This window comes from Nonomuraea sp. NPDC048901 (assembly GCF_040649695.1).
Classification (GTDB): Bacteria; Actinomycetota; Actinomycetes; order Streptosporangiales; family Streptosporangiaceae; genus Nonomuraea.
In genome coordinates this window covers 143,153-163,489 of record NZ_JBEZFW010000006.1, presented here as the reverse complement: position 1 = coordinate 163,489, position 20,337 = coordinate 143,153, and the positions used below count along the sequence as shown (strand labels likewise).

Genomic DNA, 20,337 nt, shown 5'->3' with positions numbered 1-20,337 from the left:
AGCGAGCGCAAGACCGTACGATGCTATCTGCGTTCCGTTTACAGGAGGTCCCTGCCCGTGCGCCCGCGTTCTCTGTCACGGCGAGCCGTGCTGGCGGGCGGAGCGGCCGCCGCGGCCCTGTCGGGATGCGACGCGTCCGACACCCCCCAGCCGTCGCCCACTCCGTCGGAAGATCCTGAGCGGGTGCTGCTGCGGCAGCTGATCGCCGACAAGGAACACACGATCGCCCTCTACTCCGCGCTGATCGCGGGCGGCGCGACCAAGCTGACCCCGTTCCGCGACCGCCATCAGGCTCACCTCGACGAGTTGCGCAAACGCCTGCCCGGCGAGCCCACGCCATCCCCTTCCTCCCCCGCGCCTCAGACGCCCGCTCCCGTGCCGAAGACGTCGGTGTCGCGGCTGCGTGAGGCCGAGCGCCGGGCGGCGGCGCTCCGCGTCCGCCAGCTCGCCGGCGTCTCGCCGCAGCTGGCCCAGCTCATCGCCGCCATCGGCGCCTGCGAGGCCGCCCACGCCCTGGCCCTGCCGAGGTCGACGTGACACCGGCCGATGTGGAGAGGCTGCGCAAGGCGCTGTCGGCCGAGCATGCCGCCGTCTTCGCGTACGGGCTGATCGGCGCGCGCACCACGGGCTCGCTGCGGTCGCGGGTCACGACCGCGTTCGACGCTCATCGAGCCAGACGCGACCAGTTGCGCACCGCCATCACCACCCGGGGCGGCACGCCGACCGAGCCCGAGGGGGGCTACGCCCTGCCGATCGTGCCGTCCACGGCGGCGCAGGCGGTTCAGCTCGCGGTCCACGTGGAGGGCGGCATCACGGCCGCCTACCTGGAGCTGGTGGCGTCGGACGACGCGTCGCTGCGCCGGTACGCGGCGCTGGCCATGCAGGAGTCGGTGGCCCGCTCCTACTCCTTCCGTCCCGCGATCACCACGGCCTTTCCCGGCATGTCGGGGCCTACCGGCTGAGAGCGGCTCACCGTCCACACGACCGTCTCAGTCTCTGTGACGGTCTGTTGTGGCTGGGGTCCTTGTGGAGATACCCCCTTCGGGGGAGCGAAAGAAGGCCGTCCGTCGTGGCTGGGGTCCCTGGGAAGGGCATCCCCTCCGGGGGCGAGGAAGAAGACCGTCCATCGTGGCAGAGGCCTCCAAGGAGGGGAGTCCCCTCCGGGGAGCGGGAGTGATCGGATGCGAGCGGTTCAGCGGTAGAGCACCGTCAGTAGGTCGCTGCCCAGGCGTTCGATTGCCTCGGCGTCGAGTTGGTAGTAGACCACCGAGCCGCGCCGGTGCACGTGCACCAGCGCTGCCTCCCTCAGGTGGCGTAGGTGTCTTGAGACCTGGGGGGCGGTCATGCCCAGTTGGTTGGCGAGCTCCGAGGTGGCCACCGGATTGCGCAGGATGGCGTAGCAGAGCTTGAGACGGGTCGGGTGCTGGAGGACGGCCAGCCGTTGCCGGGCGGTCTCCAGGGAGACCCCGGCGGAGGTGCCCACGCCGTACTGGATGACCACGGGGTAGCCCGGATAGTGCTTGACCACGAAGTGCGGGCGGCCGTACAGGCTGGGGACGAGCAGGCAGGGCCGGTCGGCGCCGATGTGGGCGGTGGCGTTGTAGAGCTTGTCCAGGACGATTCGACGCCCGCCCTCGACGGCCGTGGCGGTGGGGAAGTCGGCCAGCGCCATGGGGCCGTGCACCGCGATCGTCCGCTCGCGCACCGCGGCCTCGGCGGCCAGCGCCGTACGCAGGCCCGGCCAGTCCGCCTCGAAGGCCGCGGCGGCGAAGTCGGCCAGGAAGCCGGTCAGTTCGCGCCTGAAGCCCCAGGGGTCGTTCTGCACTCGGGTGCCCAGCTCCACCCGGCTGGAGGAGATCAGTCTGAGGCGCTGGAGCACGTCGCCGCCGACGCCGGCGCTGTTCTTGCCGATGAGCGCCTGGAGGGTCATGGCGGTGAAGTCGCCGATCGGCAGCGCCTCGATCTCGGCCAGCTCGTCTTCGAGCGTCCTGGACCGGCCGGCGGACAGCGGCAGCAGGTAGCGGGCCCGGAAGGCGCTCCACAGGGGCGCCCACGCCGTCGCCCTGGCCAGCAGGTCCTCGTCGGCCTCCGTGTGGACCCTGGCCACCCAGCGGGCCGCCGCGGGGTGGTGTCCGGGCTCGTCGAGCGCGTGCAGGCAGGCGCAGAGCTCGGCCAGCGGGGAGACGCCCATGGTGATCGAGGCCGGGTCGGTGGAGGACAGGAGGAGCGTGACGGGCACGTTGCACATTACCGCGTTGGCGGCAATCTCCTTGTCCGAAACTGGATATATGTCCAGGCTGTGGCGCCATGGCCAAGGCACCACTACACGAAAACGGCGGCGCGGTTAAGCACCCTCGGGAGTATTACTTCAGCGGGTCCACCACCATCTTCGCCTCCCGATACGACCAGCGCTTCTCCTACTGCCTCTACGTGCCGACGGCCCACTCGCCCGACGGCCCGCCGGTCCCGATCGCCGTCATGCAGCACGGGACGGGACGGCGCGGGCCGCAGTACCGCGACAACCTCGCCGAATGGGGTGAGCAGCAGGGCTGCCTGGTCCTGGCACCGCTGTTCCCCGCGGGCATCGAGGACGCGGACGACCTGCACGGCTTCAAGTTCATCAACTACCGCGGCATCCGCTTCGACCACGTGCTGCTGGCGATGGTCGAGGAGGTCGGCGAGCGTTTCAACGTCGACACCGAGCGGTTCCTCCTGCACGGCTTCTCCGGCGGCGGCCAGTTCGCCCATCGGTTCGCCTACCTGCATCCGGACCGGTTGGCCGGAGTGTCAATTGGTGCACCAGGGCGGATATCGTACATCGACTGGGACAGCCCGTGGTGGATCGGGCTCAAGGGGTTCGAGGAGGAGTTCGGCCAGCCGCCCAGGATCGAGGAGCTCGGGGCGGTGCCGGTACAGATGGTCGTGGGTGCCGAGGACGTCGAGACCTGGGAGATCAACAACCAGGGCGACGCCAACTGGATGGACGGCGCCGACGCCTACGGAACCACCCGTGTCGAACGGCTGGCGGCGCTGCGTGACAACTTCGCCGCGCACGGCATCAACGTCAGGTTCGACGTCGTGCCCGGCGTGGCGCACCAGCCGATGAGCGTGCTGGAGCCGGTCAAGGACTTCTTCACCTCGATTCTCACCCCCCGGGAGACCTCATGAAGATCATTGTTGCCGCCGCCGTCCTGACGGTTCTGGCCACCGGTTGCGCGGTCGGCGAGAGCGCCGAGGCGGGCGCCGAATACCCGAGCAAGCCTCTGACGATCATGGCGCCGGGCAGCCCCGGCGGCGGCTGGGACACCCGTGCCCGCGGCATCGCCGGCGCGCTCAGCCAGTGCAAGATCACCACCGCGAAGGCCACGGTCATCAACGTCCCCGGCGCGGGCGGCACGATCGGGCTGGCCCAGTTCGCCAAGAGCAAGGGCGACCCCTACCAGCTCATGGTCATGGACAGCGCGACCATGCTCGGTGGCATCGTGAACAACCACTCGCCCGTCGACTTGACCACGCTCACCCCGATCGCCGGGCTGAGCAGGGGTCCGAGCGCGATCGTGGTGCCGAAGAACGCGCCGTACGCGGACCTGAAGTCGCTGCTGGCCGCGATGAAGAAGAACCCGCACGGCATCAAGTGGACCGGCGGCTCGCTCGGCGGCCCCGGGCAGATGACGGTCGCGGGACTGGCCAAGGGCCAGGGCATCGACGCCAAGCAGGTCAACTACGTGCCCACGGCGGGCGGCGGCGAGTCGATGAACCTGCTGCTCAGCGGCGCCGCCACCGCGGGCATCGACACCGTCGCCGAGCTTCGCGCGCAGCTCCAGGCCGGAGAGCTCAAGGCCCTCGCGGTGGACGGCGACAAGCGGATCGAGGGCATCGACGCGCCGACGCTGAAGGAACTGGGGCTGTCGGACCAGGCCATCTCCACGATGGCCGGCGTGCTCGCCCCGGCGGGGCTGTCGGCCGAGCAGCAGCAGGACGTCGTCAAGATGATCGACAAGATGCGGCAGACGTCGTGCTGGCAGCAGGTCCTCAAGCAGAACAACTGGGTCGACGCCTGGACCCCGGGCGACTCGTTCAAGCAGGTGCTCACCGAGCAGCGCGGGCAGATCACCACAATCCTCGGCGAGTTGGGACTGGGCAAGTGACCACCCGGCTCGTCTCGGCGGGGTTCCTGGCTGTCGCGCTGGTCGTACTGGCGCAGGCGTTCATGATCCCTGACGGCGGCGGTTACCAGGCCGTCGGGCCACGGGCCTTCCCGCTCCTGGTCGGCATCGGCATGGCGGTGGTGGCCGTGATCGGGGTGGTGCAGGCGTTCCGCGCTCCGGTGACCCGCGAGGGCGGCGAGGACGAGGGCGTGCACTGGCGTCCCGTGCTGCTCCTCATCGGCGCGCTCGCTCTGTACGCGGTCCTGCTCGCGCCCGTGGGCTACTGGCAGGCGACCACGCTGTTCTTCGTCGCGGTGGCCCGCGTGCTCGGCAGCCGCAAGCTGGTGCGCGACCTGGTCGTGGGCCTGCTGCTGGCGCTGGCCACGTATGTGCTGTTCGACCGGGTGCTGGGCATCACGCTGCCTCCGGGCCTGATCAGATTGGCGATCTGAGATGAGCGTACTGGGCCACCTGCTCGACGGCTTCGCGCACGCGCTCACCCTGCAGAACCTGCTGCTCGGCCTGCTCGGCGTCACCGTCGGCACGCTCGTCGGCGTGCTGCCGGGCCTCGGCCCGGCCACGACGATCGCGCTGCTGCTGCCCCTGACGATGGTGTTCGACCCGGTGGGCGCGTTCGTGATGTTCGCCGGGATCTACTACGGCGGCATGTACGGCGGCAGCACCACCGCGATCCTGCTCAACATCCCCGGCGAGACGGCGTCGATCCCCACCACGCTCGAGGGCTACCCGATGGCGCGGAAGGGCCGGGCCGGGGCCGCGCTGGCCACGGCGGCCATCGGCTCGTTCGTGGCGGGCACGATCTCCACCGTCGTGATCACGTTCCTGGCGCCCGGAATGTCGGCCATCGCCAAGTCGATCCAGCCCGCCGAGTACTTCTCGATCATGGTGCTCGCCTTCGTCACCGTCACCTCGCTCATGGGCGACTCGATCGTGCGCGGCCTGTCCAGCCTCTTCCTCGGGCTGGCGATCGGCATGGTGGGCATCGACCAGATGACCGGTCAGCCGCGCCTGGCCTTCGGCGTACCCGACCTGTACGAGGGGCTGCCGGTCGTGGCGCTGGCCGTCGGCCTGTTCGCCGTGGCCGAGGCGGTCGCCACCGCGGCCCAGCGGAACCGGCAGGAGCAGCCGCCGGTGAAGGTGACCGGGCGCATCGGCATGACCCGCGACGACTGGCGCAGATCCTGGCGGCCGTGGCTGCGGGGCACCGCGTTCGGCCTGCCGATCGGCTCGCTGCCCGCGGGCGGCGCCGAGTTGCCCACCTTCCTCAGCTACAACGTCGAGAAGCGGCTGGCCAAGGACCCCGAGGAGTTCGGCCATGGCGCCATCGAGGGCGTGGCGGGGCCCGAGGCGGCCAACAACGCGGCGTTCTCCGGCGTGCTGGTGCCGCTGCTCACGCTCGGCATCCCCACCTCGGCCACGGCCAGCATGCTGCTGATCGCCTTCCAGATCTACAACGTGCAGCCGGGACCGCAGCTGTTCGATCAGCAACCGGTGCTCGTGTGGACGCTGATCGCCAGCCTCTACATCGGCAACGTGATGCTGCTGGTGCTGAACCTGCCGCTGATCCGGCTGTGGGTGAAGCTGCTGAGCGTGCCGGCCGCGCTGCTGACGGCGGCGATCCTGACGTTCGCGACGCTGGGTGTCTACGCCACCTCGCAGAGCGTGTTCGAGATCCTGGTGGCGTACGGGTTCGGGCTGGTGGGGTTCGTCCTGCGGCGGGCCGGCTATCCGGTGGCGCCGCTGATCCTCGGGGCGGTGCTCGGGCCGCTGATGGAGGTGCAGTTCAGGCGGGCCCTGGCGTTCAGTGAGGGGGACCCGGCGGTGTTCTTCACCCGGCCCGTGTCGCTGGCCATCCTGGTGATCGCCGCCGCCTGCCTGATCGGGCCCGTGGTGCTCCGCCGCCGCGGCAAGATCTCCATGCCCGCGGCCATGGACTGACGGCTCCCCCTGGCAGAGCAGCACGGCTCCCCCTTGACCGAAGGGGGAGCCGTGCTTCGCGTTACGAGCAGGCGGCCAGCACGCGGTCGGCGGCCGTGTCGAGCGGGATCTCCTCCTTGGCGCCGGTGACCCGGTCGCGGAGCTCGACCACACCCTGAGCCAGACCGCGGCCCACGACCACGATCGTGGGCAGGCCGAGCAGCTCGGCGTCCTTGAACTTGACGCCGGGCGAGACCCCGGACCGGTCGTCGACGAGCACCCGCAGCCCGCGGGACTCCAGCTCGGCGGCCAGCTGGAGGGCCACCTCGATCTGGTTGTCCTTGCCCGTGCCCACGATGTGCACGTCGGCGGGCGCGATCTCGCGCGGCCACACCAGCCCGAGCTCGTCGTGGGCCTGCTCGGCGATGACCGCCACGGCGCGCGAGACGCCGATGCCGTAGGAGCCCATCGTGATGCGGATCGGCTTGCCGTCGGGGCCCAGGGCGTCGAGCCCGGCCGCGTCGGCGTATTTGCGGCCGAGCTGGAAGATGTGCCCGATCTCGATGCCGCGGTCGATGGACAGCGGCGAGCCGCAGCGGGGGCACGGGTCTCCGGCGCGCACCTCGGCGGCCTCGATCGTGCCGTCGGGGACGAAGTCACGGCCCGCGACCACGTGGGCGGCGTGCTTGCCGCGTTCGTTGGCGCCGGTCACCCAGGAGGTGCCGGTGACCACGCGGGGGTCGACGAGGTAGCGGATGCCGAGGTCGCGCAGGACCTGCGGGCCGATGTAGCCGCGGATCAGGCCGGGGTGCTTGGCAAAGTCCTCGGCCTCGAAGATGGCGGGCTCGCCGGGGGCCAGCGCGGCCTCCAGGCGCTTGAAGTCGACCTCGCGGTCGCCGGGCACGCCGACGATCAGCGTCTCGACCTTGTCGGAGCCGGGCGTGGTGACCTTGACGACGACGTTCTTCAGGGTCTCGGCGGCGGTGATCGACAGGCCGTGGTGCTCGTTGACGTAGGACACCAGCGACTCGATGGTCGGGGTGTCGGGGGTGTCGAGGACGCGCTGCGGCTCCAGCCCGTCGAGGGCGCGGGCCGGGGGCGCGGTCGTGGTGACGGCCTCGGCGTTGGCCGCGTAGCCGCAGGAGCGGCAGGCCACGAAGGTGTCCTCGCCGGTGGGCGTGGGCGCCAGGAACTCCTCGGAGGCCGAGCCGCCCATCGCGCCCGACGTGGCGAACACGATCTTGTAATCGATGCCGAGCCGGTCGAACGTCCGGATGTAGGTCTCGCGGTGCTGCTCGTAGGAGTGCTTGAGTCCTTCGTCGTCGAGGTCGAAGGAGTAGGCGTCCTTCATCAGGAACTCGCGACCGCGCAGGATGCCCGCGCGGGGCCTGGCCTCGTCGCGGTACTTCGTCTGGATCTGGTAGAGCGTGACCGGATAGTCCTTGTACGAGGAGTATTCGCCCTTGACCATGTCGGCGAAGAGCTCCTCGTGCGTGGGGCCGAGCAGGTAGTCGACGCCCTTGCGGTCCTTGAGCCGGAAAAGCGTGTCACCGTATTCGGTCCAGCGACCGGTGGCCTCGTAGTATTCGCGCGGCAGCAGGGCGGGGAAGAGCACCTCCTGGCCGCCCATCCGGTTCATCTCCTCGCGGACGACCTTGGCGACGTTTTCCAGCACCATCTTGCCGAGGGGCAGCCACGAGTAGATGCCGGGCGCCACCCGCCGGACATAACCGGCGCGGACCAGGAGCTTGTGGCTCGGCACTTCCGCGTCTGCCGGGTCGTCCCGCAGGGTGCGAAGAAACAACGACGACATGCGCAGCGACACGGCTACTCCTTGTTCGGCCTGGATATGAGGACTACAGGCTATCGACTAGGAGCGACTCGCCGCGCGGCCTTATCCCGCGATGGGAACCCAGCCGCCCAGCGAACCGGCCACCGCGACCGCGAACAGGCCGACAAGGACCGCCGTCAGCGCCAGCGCGCGCACCCGGCCCGCCTTGCCGCGGCGCAACGCCATCACCAGCACGACGGACAGGGCGCCGAGCACGGGCGCGGGGCCGGGCCAGAACGCGGGGTCGCTGTGGATGAAGCCGGGCGTCGCGCGGTCGATCACGTCGGCGAGCAGCAGGGCGCCGATGAGGCCCGCGGCCAGGTCGCCCCAGACATCCGGCCGCCTCGTCACGTAGGCGAGCAGGCCCAGCCCGACCAGCAGGCAGAGCGTCCAGTTCAGCCCGGCCGCGGAGCCGCCGACACCCACGCCGCCGATGTCGGGCCCGCCGCGCACCATGCTGCCGCCCAGGGTCACGACGATCATGGACAGGGAGGCCAGGAACGTGGTGAGCAACGCCCACCCGAAGCCCGCCGCGCTCGCCCCGACGAGCAGAGCCAGACCCAGATACATGTACGGGTCATAGACCTGGCCGAGCCATTGGGGACCGCGACCGTCGGCGAGTATGCCCACGAGCCCGACGACCAGCCCGCCGAGGAAGGCCCCCAGCACATGGCGTTCGATGCAGCGCTGGTCACGGTCGTACGCGGCGAACTCCGCGTAGTCGATCGTGCTCTCTTTTACGTCCATTGCCTGGTCAACCCTCCCTTCGCAACTCGTCGCAATACCACAACCAGATTATGTGGCCGTCCAGAAAAGGCAAATTTCGACCAACCGAATGCAACGAAGCAATCGCTTGGTTAAACTGGCTCGGTGACCGTCACAGACGAGCTGCGCTCCGTCGTCCGCGCCTATCTCACCGACCGCCCCGCCGCGCCCTGGGCGGCGTTCGCGCGCGAGCTGGGCACCGCAGGGCTCGCCGTCCCGGAGGAGTACGGCGGAGCGGGCTGCGGCCCGGCCGAGATCGCGGTGGTGGCGGGAGAGCTGGGCAGGACCCTGTCCCCATACCCCTTCCTGCAGAGCGCCGTCCTGGCCGTTGAGGCGCTCAAGGCGGGCGGCGACGAGGCGGCGATGGGCCGGCTGCTGCCCGCGCTGGCCGACGGCTCGGTGACGGCGACCGTCGTCCTACCCGGCGACGGCGACCTGACCCTCCGGGACGGCCTGCTCACGGGCGTCGTCCCGTACGCGCTGGAGGGCGATGTGGTGCTCGCCTACGCCGACGGGCTCCTGGTCGAGGCAGTGCCGACGCGGCGCGTGGCGTACCCGACCATGGACGAGAGCCGGCCCCTGGCCGAGTTGTCCTTCGACCACGCTCCGGCGCGGCCGGCCGGCGACGGCGCGACGTGGAGCCGGGTGCGCGACCTCGGCATCGCGGCGCTGGCGGCCGAGCAGGTGGGCGGGGCCGAGCGCTGCCTGGAGATGGCCACGGAGCACGCCAAACTGCGCCATCAGTTCGGCAGGCCGATCGGCTCCTTCCAGGCGATCAAGCACAAGCTGGCCGACCTGCTGCTGCTCGTGGAGTCGGCCAGATCGGCGGCGCTGGCGGCGGCCGGGTCGGAGTCCCTCGCGGCGATCGCCGGGTCCTACTGCACTGAGGCGTATCTCACGGCGGCGGGCGAGAACATCCAGGTCCACGGCGGGATCGGCGTGACCTGGGAGCATCCGGCCCATCGCTACCTCAAGCGGGCCACCTCCGACGCCCAACTCTTCGGCCCGCCGCAGGCGCACCGCGAGCGCCTGGGCGCGCACGTCTTTCAGGCCGGGCTAGCCGCCCAGTAGCGTTTCCCAGGGGCGCGGGGCGTTCGTGGCGCGGGTGGTGTCGAGCGCCTCGGCCAGCCGCCAGAAGCCCGGCTTGTCGCGTACGCGCTCGCGGCCCAGCGGATCGATGGCCCGCAACTCGAAGCGGACGCCCATCACGTCGAGCACCGCCGACCGGCTGTCACCCGGCCCGGCGGGCGCGCCGAGCTCGTCCTCGTACGCGGGAGCGCGCACCTGCTCGGCCAGCAGCGCCGCCACCTCTGAGGCGTACGGGCCGTCGCGCCACTCGATGTGCCAGCTGTGGTCGGCGCCCCGCCACCAGGTCAGATCCCGGCAGGACTCGATGAACTCGGCCTCCGTGGCGAGAGCGGCCATCACCCGGCCGAACGCCTCGTAACCGCGCCCGCTCGTGAGGGAGAAATCATCGGCCCCCATATCGGGGAGCGTGCCATCTTTCGGCCGCCTTAGCGCGTGCTTTCGCCTCACGTGCATCACTCTGATCGCGAACGCGCCCTTCCCGCAAGTCTTTGGTGCTGATAGTCTCTACCAAGCGAGCGCTTGGTTTACTACTTTCGCCGGAGGCGCGATGACGTCCCTACGGATCAGCCTGGGCTACGAGCTGGAGGTGCGCGGGCGCTCCCGCGAGGTCGAGCAACAGGCGTTCCAGAACGTGATCGACCAGGTCGTGCTCGGTGATCGGCTCGGTTTCGACACCGCCTGGTTCGTCGAGCACCACTTCACGCGGGGGTTCTCCCACTCCTCCGCGCCCGATCTCGTGCTGGCCGCGATCTCCCAGCGGACCGAGCGGATCCATCTCGGGCTGGGCGTGGTGCTGCTGCCGTTCCAGTCGCCGATCCGCACCGCGGAGCGCGTGGCCACCCTCGACGTGCTGAGCGGCGGCCGGGTGGAGTTCGGCACCGGGCGGGGGGCCTCGCCCCTGGAGTACCAGGCCTTCCAGCGGCCCTTCGAGAAGTCCCGGCAGATCTGGGAGGACTCGCTGGACGCGACACTGGCCATCTGGCGGGCCGACGGGGAGCCGGTCAGCCGATCGAACGAGTACTTCGAGATCCCGGACGTGGCGGTCTACCCGCGTCCCGTGCAACAGCCGCATCCGCCGGTCTGGGTGGCCTCGACGTCGCTGGAGGGCTATCTGGCGGCGGCCGACCACGGCTACAACCTGCTCGGCATGACCATGGTCAAGGGCATCGACGACGTGGCGGACGACATCGCCCAATACCGCGAGCGTCTGGCCGCCGCCGGGTTCGACCCCGACTCCCGCCGGGTCGCGCTGATGATCCCCTGGTTCGTCGCGCCCACCCGCGACCAGGCCAACGAGACGGCCGCCGACGCCGTCCTCTGGTACATCCGCCGGCAGGTCAACCTCGTCACCCCGCCGGACTACTACGACGCCCGGCACGCCACCCATCGCGTCCTCGGCCAGCTCGCGGCCGGGATGCCGCCGGATGAGGCGATGGCGACGCTGCGGGAGCACCTGATGGTCGTGGTGGACGACGTGGCGGGTTCGCGCAAGGCGCTGGCCAGGATCGCGGAGGCCGGGGCGACGGATCTGATCATCCAGGCGCAGGTGGGCGGGCTGGCGCACGAACGGGTCTGCGAGGCGATGAAGCTGTTCATGACCGAGGTGACCAAGTGACCAGCCCGGACCCTGGCCCCTTGAGCGGCTCCGGGTCCGCGAGCGACCGGGACGCGTCGGCGGAGGCCGCCGGCGCGCGGTGGCTGACGCGGGACGACCTCCGTACGGGCGCGCGGTCCGCCACAGGGCTGCTGCAGGTCGCCCCCGACGCCTCCAGCGCCTTCCCGCTGGCGCCCGGCGACCGCGCGGCGGCGCAGGAGCTGACCGGGGCGGCGCTGCGGGCGGCCGGAGTGGGCGACCGCGACCGGGTCGTGGTCGCGCTGGCCGAACCGGCGGGCGCGCTCTGGGCCGCCGCCGCGGCGGACGTGGCGTCGGCGGCCGCCTCGGTGGGCCCGCGAGGCCGCATGCGGTTGATCCACACGCTGTCCACCCTGGGCGCCACCACGCTGGTCGCCACCCCCACGGGCGCGATGGATCTGCTGGCCAGGCTGCACCTGGAGTTCCTGCTGGACCCCCTTGACCTGGGGCTGCGGCACATCGTCCTGACCGGGGAGATCGCCTCGAAGCGGACACTCAGCCACCTGGCGGGCGAGTTCGACGCCCACGTGACCGAGGTGTACGCCGACCCGTTCGGCGGTGGCGCCCTGGCCTGGCGGGCGGCGGAGGGCGCCCCGCTCACCCCGCTGACGGACGGCCTGCTGCATCTGGCCTCGCTGACCAAGGACGTGCTGCGGCCGTCGGAGCCGTCAGGGGTGGCCGAGCTGGTGATCACGCCCCACGGCCACTCGTCGCTCGGCGACGCCGTCCTGCGTACGGGCCAGGTGGTGCGTACCGACTCGGCCGCGGCCGATCCCGGACTGCCCGCTCCCGTCCACACGGTCGGCGAGCACGTGCTGGTGCGGGGCGTGTGGCTGTCGCTGCCGCGGATCGACAAGGCCCTGGCCAAGATCGACGGCGTGTCCAGGTGGGAGCTGGCGATCAGCAGGCAGGGCACGCTCGACGCGGCGGTGCTCACCGTCACGTTCGGGAGGGAGAGCCTTGTGCGCAACCCGATGTGGCGCAACCGGATCCAGCAGGCGATCCAGGGGCTCACCCCGATCTCGCTCGGCGTGGAGATCGCGCCGGAGATCGCCGAGACGCCGAGCCCCGGCGTGCTGACCGACCTGCGCGGCCACCACCTGGGCCGCGACCGGGCGCTCATCGTGTAGCCGAGGTCTGTACAACAGCCGGGCGCTCGGCCTGTGGAGCAGGAGGCGCGAACCGATGGGACCGATGCCGGACTGGGGAACGCTCCCCCGCATGCTCCGTGACCAGGCGGACCGCCATCCGGACGCGGTGGTGATCGTCGACGGCGACACGCGCGTCACCATGGCGGAGCTCCGCGCCGGAGCCGCTCGCGTGGCGCACGAGCTGATCGAGCTCGGCGTCCGGCCGGGCGACCGGGTGGCCCTGTGGGGCGTGAACGACCCGTACTGGGTCACGCACGCCTTCGGCGTCTGGGACGCCGGCGCGGTGATCGTGCCGCTCTCCTCGCGCGCCAAGGGCCTGGAGGCGGCGGCGATGATCGAGAAGACCGGCGCCGAGGTGCTGGTCACGGGCGAGGGCCCGCCCGGTGTGGTGCTCGCCGATCTCCTGCCGCCCGGCGCCGCCCCGCGCCACGTCCTGAGCCCCGGGCGAAGTCTCCGCATGGAGCCGTCGGACGTCGAGGAGCGGGCGCTGGCCGTACGGCCCGGCGATCTGTGCGAGATCATGTCCACCTCCGGCACCACCGGCACCCCCAAGGGCGTGATGCTGGACCACGCCCAGGTCCTGCGCGGCTACTGGGACTGGTCCGAGATCGTCACCCTGGACGAGCACGACCGCTACCCGGTGATCGCCCCGTTCAGCCACGGCTTCGGCCTCAACGCCGGGATGATCGCCTGTGTGCTCCGCCGGGCGACCATGATGCCGATCAGGGTCTTCACCCCCGACGCCCTGATGTCCCTGATCTCGGCCGGCCGGGTGAGCATCCTGGCGGGCCCGCCCACGCTGTTCCACCGGCTGCTGGACGAGCTGGACCGCGCCGACTGGGACGTCTCGTCGCTGCGCGTGGCCATCTGCGGGGCCGCCGCCGTGCCCGCCGCGCTGATCACCCGCCTGGTCGAACGGGTGGGGCTGGAGCGGATGATCAACGCGTACGGCCTGATGGAGGGCACGGTCGTCTCCATGACCAGGGCCGGCGACCCGATCGAGGTCATCGCCGCGACGACCGGCCGGGCGGTGCCGGGCATCGAGGTGCGGATCGTCGACGACGACGGCAAGGAGGTGGCCGCCGGGGAACGCGGGGAGATTCTGCAGCGCGGGTACGGGGTCATGCGCGGCTACTGGGACGAACCCGGCAAGACCGCCGAGGTGGTCGATCGGGACGGCTGGCTGCACACGGGCGACATCGGCGTGCTCGACCCGGCGGGCAATCTGGCCATCGTCGATCGCAAGAAGGAGCTCTACATCGTCAACGGCTTCAACGTCTCGCCCGCCGAGGTGGAGTCGCTGCTGTTACGTGAGGGCTCGCTGGCGCAGGCGGCCGTGATCGGCGTGCCCGATCCGGTCTCCGGCGAGGCCGGCTGGGCGTACGTGGTGCCCAGAGCGGGGATGACGGTCGATCCGGGCACGCTGCTCACCTGGGCGAAGGACAATATGTCCAACTACAAGGTGCCGAAGCGGGTCATCGTGGTCGAAGCTCTGCCGGCCAACGCCAACGGCAAGATCGACAAGATGGCCCTCCGCGCCCGCGCGTCCGCCTCCTGAAGGCGCTGCCGCCCCATTCGCGAAAGATGGGTTCATTCGTACCGGCGATCGGGGATACATCGATCACAGTGCCGGGTTGCACTGGTGGGACGCATGCCCCGTGTAACAGAATCGCCCACATAGAGGAGGCAGCGTGACGTTGCGCGTGGCGGTCATCGGGTCGGGCCCTGCCGGTATCTACACGGCCGAGGCCCTGGTCAAACAGGCGCAGGAGGACGTCCAGGTCGACGTCATCGAGCGGTTGCCCACTCCCTACGGGCTCGTCCGATACGGCGTCGCGCCCGACCACACGTCGATCAAGTCGATCGCCAACTACCTGCGCCGGGTGCTCGAACTCCCCGAGGTCCGCTTCCTCGGCGGCGTCACGCTCGGCGAGCATCTGTCGGTCGAGGACCTGCTGGCCAGCTATGACGCGGTCGTCTACGCCACGGGCGCGATGGTCGACAGGAAGCTCGGCATCCCGGGCGAGGACCTGCCGGGCAGCGTGGCCGCCACCGACTTCGTCAACTGGTACTGCGGCCACCCCGACGTCTCCGCCTCCATGTTCACCCTCGACAGCCCCGAGGTCGCGGTCATCGGTGTCGGGAACGTGGCCGTCGACGTGGTCCGCGTCCTGGCCAAGACCGCCGAGGAGCTCAGCTCCACGGACGTACCGCACGACGTGCTCGAACGACTCGGGGAAAGCCAGGTCAAGGCGATCCACATGATCGGCCGCCGGGGTCCCGAGCACGCCAAGTTCACGCTGAAGGAGCTGCGGGAGCTCGGCGAGCTGGCGAACGCCGACGTCTGCGTACGCGAGGACGAGGCCGTGGTGCTGGGCGGCGACTTCCCCCGGCAGATCCGCGGCAACATCGATGTCCTTCAGTCGTGGGCGGGCCGCGATCCCGTCGGCCGCCCGCGCCGCCTCGATGTGCGCTTCTGGCTGCGCCCGGTGGAGATCCTCGGCACCGACCGGGTGGAGGGGCTCAGGCTCGAGCGCACCCGGCTGTCCGAGGAGGGCCGGGTGGTCGGGACGGGCGAGTTCGAGACGATCCCGGTCGGCATGGTGCTGCGCTCGGTCGGATACCAGAGCGTCCCCCTTCCCGGGGTGCCGTTCGACGAGCGGTCGATGACCGTGCCCAACGAGGCCGGCCGGATCCGCGAGCGCGAGTACGTGGCGGGCTGGCTCAAGCGCGGTCCCACCGGCGTGATCGGCACCAACAAGTCGGACGCGGCGGAGACCGTCCGCACCCTGCTGTCCGACCTGTCCGACCCGACCGGCCACGATCGGCTACGGTCGGCGCCCATCGACGCGCTGCTGCACGAAAGAGGCGTAAGGCCGGTGACGTACGACGAGTGGCTGGCCATCGAGGCGGCCGAAGGCGCTCTGGCCAAGTCGCTGGGCCGCGGCGAACGGGTCAAGCTCGCCGGCCTGGAGGCCATGCTGCGGGCCTGCCGGCCCTGACGGCATGCGTGTCACCGTGACGGACCAGTCCCTGCCAGGCTTCGCGGAGGCCCACCGGATCCAGCGGGCCCGCTATCCGGCCGCCGAGCCCGGTTGGCAGCCCGTGCACACCGTCTATGTCCCGGCCGACCGGGTGTCGCCGAGCACGGTCGCGGGGTGGGGCGCGCAGGCGCTCGACCTGGTCAAGGAGCATCTGAGCGGCCCGGCCGAACTGGCCGACGTGTTCGGGCTGCCGGACGCGCCGGCGCGGGACGTACACGAAAGGGTGCTGCGCAAGCTCGCCCGCGAGCCGGTCGAGGACCTGCGGATCGACTTCGAGGACGGCTACGGCGGGCGGCCCGGCGACGAGGACGGCCACGTCGAGCAGGCCGTCGTGGCCGTGGCCGTGATGCACGCGGCCGGAGCGCTGCCGCGCCGGTGGGGGCTGCGGGTCAAGTCGTTCGCCGACGGGGATCCCGGGCGGTCGGGGCGGACGCTCGACGGGTTCGTCACCGGGGTCGTCGAACGGGTGGGCGAGTTGCCGCCGGGGTTCGTGGTCACCTTTCCGAAGGTGCTGATGGAGTCGTATTTGGGCCAGTTCTGCGCCTTTCTGGAGCGGCTCGAACGGGAGCTGGACGTCCGGCTGAGGTTCGAGATCCAGGTCGAGGCGCCGCAGACCGTGCTGTTCCTGCGCGGCGAACTGGCCGAGTCGTTCGGGGGGCGGCTGGCGGCCGCGCACTTCGGGGTGTTCGACTACACGGCCGCTCTCGGGCTGCCGCCGCACGAGCAGCGGCTCGACCATCCGGCCTGTGACCACGCCCGGCACGTGATGCAGACGGCGTTCGCGGGCACGGGGGTCGAGCTCTCCGACGGCTCGCTGGCCGCCTCTCCCGCCTCCGGGTCGGCCGCGGACGTGCACGCGCTGTGGCGGCGGCACGCCGAGCTCGTCCGGCACTCGCTGGGACACGGCTTCTACCAGGGCTGGGACATGCACCCCTCACACCTGGTGAGCCGGTTCGCCACGGTCTATGCCTTCCATCTGGCGCGCTACGACTCCTACCGGGATCGGGTGCGGTCCTGGGAGGAGCGGCGCGCGGCCGGGGGCGGCGTCATGGACGAGCCCGCGACGATCAAGACCCTGGTAGCCGCACTCCGCCGCGCCGACGCGGCGCTCGCCCTCCCGGACTGAAGCCGCTCGGACTCAGGCCGCTTGGTGGCCCTTGGGTCAGTCGCGGTCGACCAGGCTGCGCCACTGACGGACGCGCCGCTGGTCAACCGGCAGCGACCAGCTCTCCCGTACGGCCGAGCCCACGTGGAACGCCCGGATGCCATAGTCCAGCAGCGACGGCACATAGGCCGGTTTGAGCCCGCCGCCCGCCAGGATGATCGAGCCGTCGCCCGCGTCGGCCCGGCTCTTGAGCATCGGCAGCCCGTACCGCACGCCGGCGGGCGAGCCCGCCGTGAGCACCGTGGCCAGGTTGGGCAGCAGCCGCACCGCCCGCCACGACGCCTGTACGTCCGCCGCGTGGTCGACGGCCCGGTGGAAGGTCCACGGCAGCGGTGACACGGCGTGGATCAGCGCCTCGGTGGCCGCCAGGTCCACGACGCCCGCCTCGTCGAGGAAGCCGAACACGAACCCCGCGGCGCCCGCCTGGGCCAGCGCCTTGACGTCGAGACGGAGCCGGTCGAGCACCTCGGGGTCGGCGGTGAAGTTCGCGGCGCAGCGCAGCATCACCATCTGGGGCAGCGGGCACTCCGCGGCGATCGCGGCGACCGTCTCCGGAGCGGGGGTGAGCCCGTCGGCACCCATGTCGGCGACGACCTCCAGACGGTCGGCTCCGCCCTGCTCCGCGGCGACGGCGTCGCGCACGTTCAGCGCGATCACCTCAAGGAGGGATCCGGTCATGCTGGAGAGGTTATATGGTGCTGTGTCCCTTTGTGCCGGAAAGCGCCAGGTCACCTGGGCGGGAACGCGACTGCGGGCCGTGCCCCGCCGGGGAGCAGGGCACGGCCGTACCGGCCGGGGCCGGTCAGGGCGTCAGACGCCGATCAGCTCGGCGACGGTGAGGTCGCGGAAGGCCGTCGTGGCGGCCTCCTCCGCGGGCCGCTCGAACAGGGCGCCCGAGGAGCGGTGCGGCAGATCGACCGTCCGCACGTGCCGGAAGCCGCGGCGCCGGTAGTACTCCTGCAGCCGCGGGTTGTTCTTGGCGCAGTCGAGCCGGAGCTTGCTCAGCCCGGAGGCGTGCGCCGCGGAGCCCGCCCAGTCCAGCAGGGCGTCTCCGAGGCCGAAGCCCGCCCAGGGCCGGGCGACGGCGAGCTTGTGCACGTACATGGCGGCGCCCGGGTCGTCGGACCGGCGCCAGAACTCCGGGTCGGCGTGATCGTCGAGAGCGATCGTGGCGACGGGCGGGGCCTCGTCATCCAGTTCGAGGTACCGGAGCTCGTCGTCCACGAGGTAGAGCACCCGCTCGGCGATGAGAGGCTCGATCCGCTCGGGCCCGAAGCCGCCGCGCGGCCACTGCCGCACGCCCTGGGAGTACAGCCATTCGGCCGTGTCGGCGAGCAGGGTCAGAACGCCCGGGAGATCGGAGGCGTCGGCCCGGCGGAGAGCGAGCGGGTGGAGCAGGGTGTTGGAAAGCACGGTTCAGCCCTTCATTACATCGGGTGTCCATGCAGCCACAGAACGTAATGGTTGGAGCGCGCGCTGGGTCGCATGGGGGGTTTGAGGCGACATCTATCGATAAATCGCGCATGAAGGGAGTGCGCAGGACTCCCTCTGCCCAGCGAGGCGGGAGGCTCGTCTTAGGCGGCCGGTGGGATCACCCCCAACCGAGCTCGCTCAGCGGCGATCGAGCTCGTATCTGATCAAGTGCTTGTCGGCGGGGAGCACCGACACCGCGACACGCACTGGCATGTCGCCGTTGTCGTAACCAACGCGGACGTAGACCACGACCGGGGTGCCGAGCTCCAACTGGAGACGCTCGACCTCTTCCTGGTTGGGCATCCGCGCCCAGATGTCATCCACCACCCGCACCTGCTCGTGACCGAGCTCTTCCAGGACCCGGTTCGCCCCCCGCGGAATGTCGCCCGGCCGGGCGATCTCCGTGCTGGCCACCAGGTCACGTGGAAAATAGGAATCGTTGGTGTTGTACGGCTGCCCGTCGACGAACCGCAGACGCCGTCGTACGACGGCCAGTTCGCCTTCGGCCAGCTCGAGTCGGCTGGCGATCTCCTCGACCGGTGAGACGGTCAAGACCTCTATGTACTGGCTGGGGGCACGACCTTCCTGCGTCACGGCGAAGGCGAACGCCTCTCGCAGCTCGCCGGATGGTTGTGGCTCCAGCTCTCGCTGCGGGTAGATCAGCAGCGGCCGGCGGTCCCGGACGACCGTGCCACGCCGTGGGGTTCGCGTGACCAACCCTTCGTTGACCAGCTCCCCTAGGGCGAGTCGGACGGTGTTGCGGCTCACCCCATGGTCTTCCATGAGCTGCGCCTCGGTCGGCAGCTGCGCCCCGGGGCCGAGTACACCGGAGTAGATGGCTCTCCTCAGCTCTGAGGCCACCAGCTGGTACAGGACCGACCTTGCCACTTTCACCCCTTTTGTTCCAACAATTTAGACGATCTGGTTCTAACAGGCCACAACCCCTTGACCGATGGCCATTGACAGCCGCATCATCCAATCGTTGGTACAAATCCATCGAAAGGCCGGTGAGGGGGTGAGGGCCCGGTGTTACCGGTCCACGCGGGTACGCCATACCTGCCCTGGCAAGACCCTTGTGAAGCAACACGTTTACTGCGTTACGCGTTGCCTCGCCAGGGACTCAGCAACACCTACCAGAGCAACGGCAGTGGCATGTCCGTTTTATCCGTGTTGACCGAGGTAACTGTGTGGAGCAAAGACGGTTCCTTCATCTGGAATGAGGAGGGTGCCACCGTCTCACATCCCATCGATGACCCCCTCGGTGCGGCCCAACGCATCGCAGACCACTACCGACATCCGGAGTCCTCGCAAGAGGGTCGCTCCCCCATGAACTCCGTGTGCGAACACTCGACCTAGGACTCCATCCCTCGCCGGAGTCCTGGCGTCGCCGCACACGGGGCAGGAAGCGCGTCCTGGCGGGTCCCCCACGCCCGCCAGGGCGCGCGTTCCTCCTTTTTCTCATGATTTACGGCACTTCGCGCCTTTTACCACCATTTTTCGTGCCAAGTCATACCCGCGCCGTAGACCGTCCCCGGTCGAACCCCGCCCAAGGGACAGGCGTCCGGCGGGCGTGGCCGGCTGCAGGGATGAGGCGGCCGGACCGGGATTGGCCTTCAGGCCCATTGGTACCTATCGTTCCCGACTTGGTGCCGCCGCGAAGGATTTCACGGGGATGCGTGCCACTCAGTCGGCCGCCAATTGAGCAGTGCCAGGTCATCGCCCATGTCCTCGTACACGCCTTCGACCGCCTGACCGTACTCGGGCTCGCGCTCGCCGTCCCACCCGCCGTGGATCAGGCAGCCGGGCACGGCGGCGAGCCGGACCAGCACCACGACGTACGGCTCGCTCGCTCCGGGCATGAACGGCCGGCGGTTGACGATCCAGCTCTCCACCGTGCCGGCCGGCTCGACGGCCTCCCAGTGCCAGTCCTCGGTACGGCAGGCCGGGCAGAAGGCCCTGGGCGGGAAGCGGGCCGTGTGGCAGGTGTCACAGCGCTGGACCGCGAACTCGTGGCCGCCCAGCCGGGCCCACCAGTCCTTGGAGTCGCGATCAGGCGTCGGCCGCACGCCTTGGGGCGGCCTGCCGTACCGGTCGGGCATG

Annotated in this window: 20 protein-coding genes; 12 read left to right on the top strand and 8 right to left on the bottom strand. The window is 70.5% G+C overall.

Annotated features, from left to right (window positions below; all coding sequences use genetic code 11):
* Positions 1 to 57: 57 nt before the first annotated feature.
* Positions 58 to 537, top strand: a complete 480-nt coding sequence (locus AB0C30_RS22025; protein WP_357946763.1) for a hypothetical protein — start codon at positions 58 to 60, stop codon at positions 535 to 537.
* On the top strand, positions 534 to 962 hold the full coding sequence (locus tag AB0C30_RS22020) for a ferritin-like domain-containing protein (RefSeq protein WP_357946761.1): 429 nt from the start codon (positions 534 to 536) through the stop codon (positions 960 to 962). The genes AB0C30_RS22025 and AB0C30_RS22020 overlap by 4 nt, the downstream gene beginning before the upstream one ends.
* Positions 963 to 1,192: 230 nt before the next feature.
* On the opposite strand, the gene AB0C30_RS22015 is transcribed toward AB0C30_RS22020, so the two are convergent.
* Entirely contained in the window at positions 1,193 to 2,239 is a 1,047-nt protein-coding gene (locus AB0C30_RS22015) for a DUF5937 family protein (protein ID WP_357946758.1), read from the bottom strand.
* Positions 2,240 to 2,307: 68 nt separating this feature from the next.
* On the opposite strand from AB0C30_RS22015, the gene AB0C30_RS22010 reads away from it, so the two are divergent.
* From AB0C30_RS22010 to AB0C30_RS21995, 4 genes are read left to right on the top strand one after another with little or no spacing between them, the layout of a single operon-like run.
* Positions 2,308 to 3,168: a PHB depolymerase family esterase gene (locus AB0C30_RS22010; RefSeq protein WP_357946755.1), complete on the top strand. Its 861-nt coding sequence runs from the start codon at positions 2,308 to 2,310 to the stop codon at positions 3,166 to 3,168.
* Positions 3,165 to 4,148 (top strand): tripartite tricarboxylate transporter substrate binding protein, encoded by a 984-nt coding sequence (locus tag AB0C30_RS22005; RefSeq protein ID WP_357946753.1) that lies wholly within the window; start codon positions 3,165 to 3,167, stop codon positions 4,146 to 4,148. The genes AB0C30_RS22010 and AB0C30_RS22005 overlap by 4 nt, the downstream gene beginning before the upstream one ends.
* Entirely contained in the window at positions 4,145 to 4,600 is a 456-nt protein-coding gene (locus AB0C30_RS22000) for a tripartite tricarboxylate transporter TctB family protein (protein WP_357946750.1), read from the top strand. Before AB0C30_RS22005 ends, AB0C30_RS22000 begins: the two co-directional genes overlap by 4 nt.
* A 1-nt stretch (position 4,601) precedes the next feature.
* Positions 4,602 to 6,107: a tripartite tricarboxylate transporter permease gene (locus AB0C30_RS21995; protein WP_357946748.1), complete on the top strand. Its 1,506-nt coding sequence runs from the start codon at positions 4,602 to 4,604 to the stop codon at positions 6,105 to 6,107.
* A 61-nt stretch (positions 6,108 to 6,168) separates the two neighbouring features.
* On the opposite strand, the gene AB0C30_RS21990 is transcribed toward AB0C30_RS21995, so the two are convergent.
* Positions 6,169 to 7,911, bottom strand: a complete 1,743-nt coding sequence (locus AB0C30_RS21990) for a proline--tRNA ligase (RefSeq protein WP_357946746.1) — start codon at positions 7,909 to 7,911, stop codon at positions 6,169 to 6,171.
* 69 nt (positions 7,912 to 7,980) lie between these two features.
* Complete coding sequence (locus AB0C30_RS21985) at positions 7,981 to 8,664, bottom strand: hypothetical protein (RefSeq protein WP_357946744.1); 684 nt, start codon at positions 8,662 to 8,664, stop codon at positions 7,981 to 7,983.
* Positions 8,665 to 8,787: 123 nt separating this feature from the next.
* On the opposite strand from AB0C30_RS21985, the gene AB0C30_RS21980 reads away from it, so the two are divergent.
* Complete coding sequence (locus AB0C30_RS21980) at positions 8,788 to 9,753, top strand: acyl-CoA dehydrogenase family protein (RefSeq protein WP_357946741.1); 966 nt, start codon at positions 8,788 to 8,790, stop codon at positions 9,751 to 9,753.
* On the opposite strand, the gene AB0C30_RS21975 is transcribed toward AB0C30_RS21980, so the two are convergent.
* Positions 9,739 to 10,167 (bottom strand): hypothetical protein, encoded by a 429-nt coding sequence (locus AB0C30_RS21975; protein WP_357946738.1) that lies wholly within the window; start codon positions 10,165 to 10,167, stop codon positions 9,739 to 9,741. The two genes, AB0C30_RS21980 and AB0C30_RS21975, sit on opposite strands and share 15 nt — an antisense overlap.
* 151 nt (positions 10,168 to 10,318) lie before the next feature.
* Between AB0C30_RS21975 and AB0C30_RS21970 the strand changes: the two genes are divergently transcribed.
* The 5 genes from AB0C30_RS21970 to AB0C30_RS21950 all read left to right on the top strand — a co-directional run bounded on the left by AB0C30_RS21970 (position 10,319) and on the right by AB0C30_RS21950 (position 16,725).
* Positions 10,319 to 11,386 carry an LLM class flavin-dependent oxidoreductase gene (locus AB0C30_RS21970; protein ID WP_357946736.1) on the top strand — a complete coding sequence of 356 codons (1,068 nt, stop codon included), beginning with the start codon at positions 10,319 to 10,321 and terminating at the stop codon, positions 11,384 to 11,386.
* Positions 11,383 to 12,534, top strand: a complete 1,152-nt coding sequence (locus AB0C30_RS21965; protein ID WP_357946734.1) for a hypothetical protein — start codon at positions 11,383 to 11,385, stop codon at positions 12,532 to 12,534. Before AB0C30_RS21970 ends, AB0C30_RS21965 begins: the two co-directional genes overlap by 4 nt.
* Before the next feature lie 91 nt (positions 12,535 to 12,625).
* Positions 12,626 to 14,113: an AMP-binding protein gene (locus AB0C30_RS21960; RefSeq protein WP_357946732.1), complete on the top strand. Its 1,488-nt coding sequence runs from the start codon at positions 12,626 to 12,628 to the stop codon at positions 14,111 to 14,113.
* A 133-nt stretch (positions 14,114 to 14,246) separates the two neighbouring features.
* Complete coding sequence (locus tag AB0C30_RS21955) at positions 14,247 to 15,557, top strand: FAD-dependent oxidoreductase (RefSeq protein WP_357946730.1); 1,311 nt, start codon at positions 14,247 to 14,249, stop codon at positions 15,555 to 15,557.
* A 4-nt stretch (positions 15,558 to 15,561) separates the two neighbouring features.
* On the top strand, positions 15,562 to 16,725 hold the full coding sequence (locus AB0C30_RS21950) for an aldolase (RefSeq protein ID WP_357946727.1): 1,164 nt from the start codon (positions 15,562 to 15,564) through the stop codon (positions 16,723 to 16,725).
* A 36-nt stretch (positions 16,726 to 16,761) separates the two neighbouring features.
* Here the strand turns inward: AB0C30_RS21950 and AB0C30_RS21945 are convergent, their stop codons facing one another.
* The 4 genes from AB0C30_RS21945 to AB0C30_RS21930 form a co-directional block, all read right to left on the bottom strand.
* Positions 16,762 to 17,442 carry a copper homeostasis protein CutC gene (locus AB0C30_RS21945; protein ID WP_357946725.1) on the bottom strand — a complete coding sequence of 227 codons (681 nt, stop codon included), beginning with the start codon at positions 17,440 to 17,442 and terminating at the stop codon, positions 16,762 to 16,764.
* Positions 17,443 to 17,574: 132 nt separating this feature from the next.
* The gene (locus tag AB0C30_RS21940; RefSeq protein ID WP_357946722.1) at positions 17,575 to 18,177 is read right to left on the bottom strand and encodes a GNAT family N-acetyltransferase; all 603 of its coding nucleotides are present in this window, start codon (positions 18,175 to 18,177) and stop codon (positions 17,575 to 17,577) included.
* Between the two features lie 198 nt (positions 18,178 to 18,375).
* On the bottom strand, positions 18,376 to 19,125 hold the full coding sequence (locus AB0C30_RS21935) for a GntR family transcriptional regulator (protein ID WP_225299366.1): 750 nt from the start codon (positions 19,123 to 19,125) through the stop codon (positions 18,376 to 18,378).
* A gap of 776 nt (positions 19,126 to 19,901) precedes the next feature.
* Positions 19,902 to 20,336, bottom strand: a complete 435-nt coding sequence (locus AB0C30_RS21930) for an OB-fold domain-containing protein (RefSeq protein WP_357946719.1) — start codon at positions 20,334 to 20,336, stop codon at positions 19,902 to 19,904.
* Between the last annotated feature and the right edge of the window lies 1 nt (position 20,337).

Bases quoted from the DNA above. Each gene is read 5' to 3' on its own strand.
- AB0C30_RS22010 (WP_357946755.1), top strand. From the start codon at position 2,308: ATGGCCAAGGCACCACTACACGAAAACGGCGGCGCGGTTAAGCACCCT.
- AB0C30_RS22005 (WP_357946753.1), top strand. From the start codon at position 3,165: ATGAAGATCATTGTTGCCGCCGCCGTCCTGACGGTTCTGGCCACCGGT.
- AB0C30_RS21995 (WP_357946748.1), top strand. From the start codon at position 4,602: ATGAGCGTACTGGGCCACCTGCTCGACGGCTTCGCGCACGCGCTCACC.
- AB0C30_RS21985 (WP_357946744.1), bottom strand. From the start codon at position 8,664: ATGGACGTAAAAGAGAGCACGATCGACTACGCGGAGTTCGCCGCGTAC.
- AB0C30_RS21975 (WP_357946738.1), bottom strand. From the start codon at position 10,167: ATGGGGGCCGATGATTTCTCCCTCACGAGCGGGCGCGGTTACGAGGCG.
- AB0C30_RS21970 (WP_357946736.1), top strand. From the start codon at position 10,319: ATGACGTCCCTACGGATCAGCCTGGGCTACGAGCTGGAGGTGCGCGGG.
- AB0C30_RS21960 (WP_357946732.1), top strand. From the start codon at position 12,626: ATGCTCCGTGACCAGGCGGACCGCCATCCGGACGCGGTGGTGATCGTC.
- AB0C30_RS21950 (WP_357946727.1), top strand. From the start codon at position 15,562: ATGCGTGTCACCGTGACGGACCAGTCCCTGCCAGGCTTCGCGGAGGCC.
- AB0C30_RS21945 (WP_357946725.1), bottom strand. From the start codon at position 17,442: ATGACCGGATCCCTCCTTGAGGTGATCGCGCTGAACGTGCGCGACGCC.
- AB0C30_RS21930 (WP_357946719.1), bottom strand. From the start codon at position 20,336: ATGCCCGACCGGTACGGCAGGCCGCCCCAAGGCGTGCGGCCGACGCCT.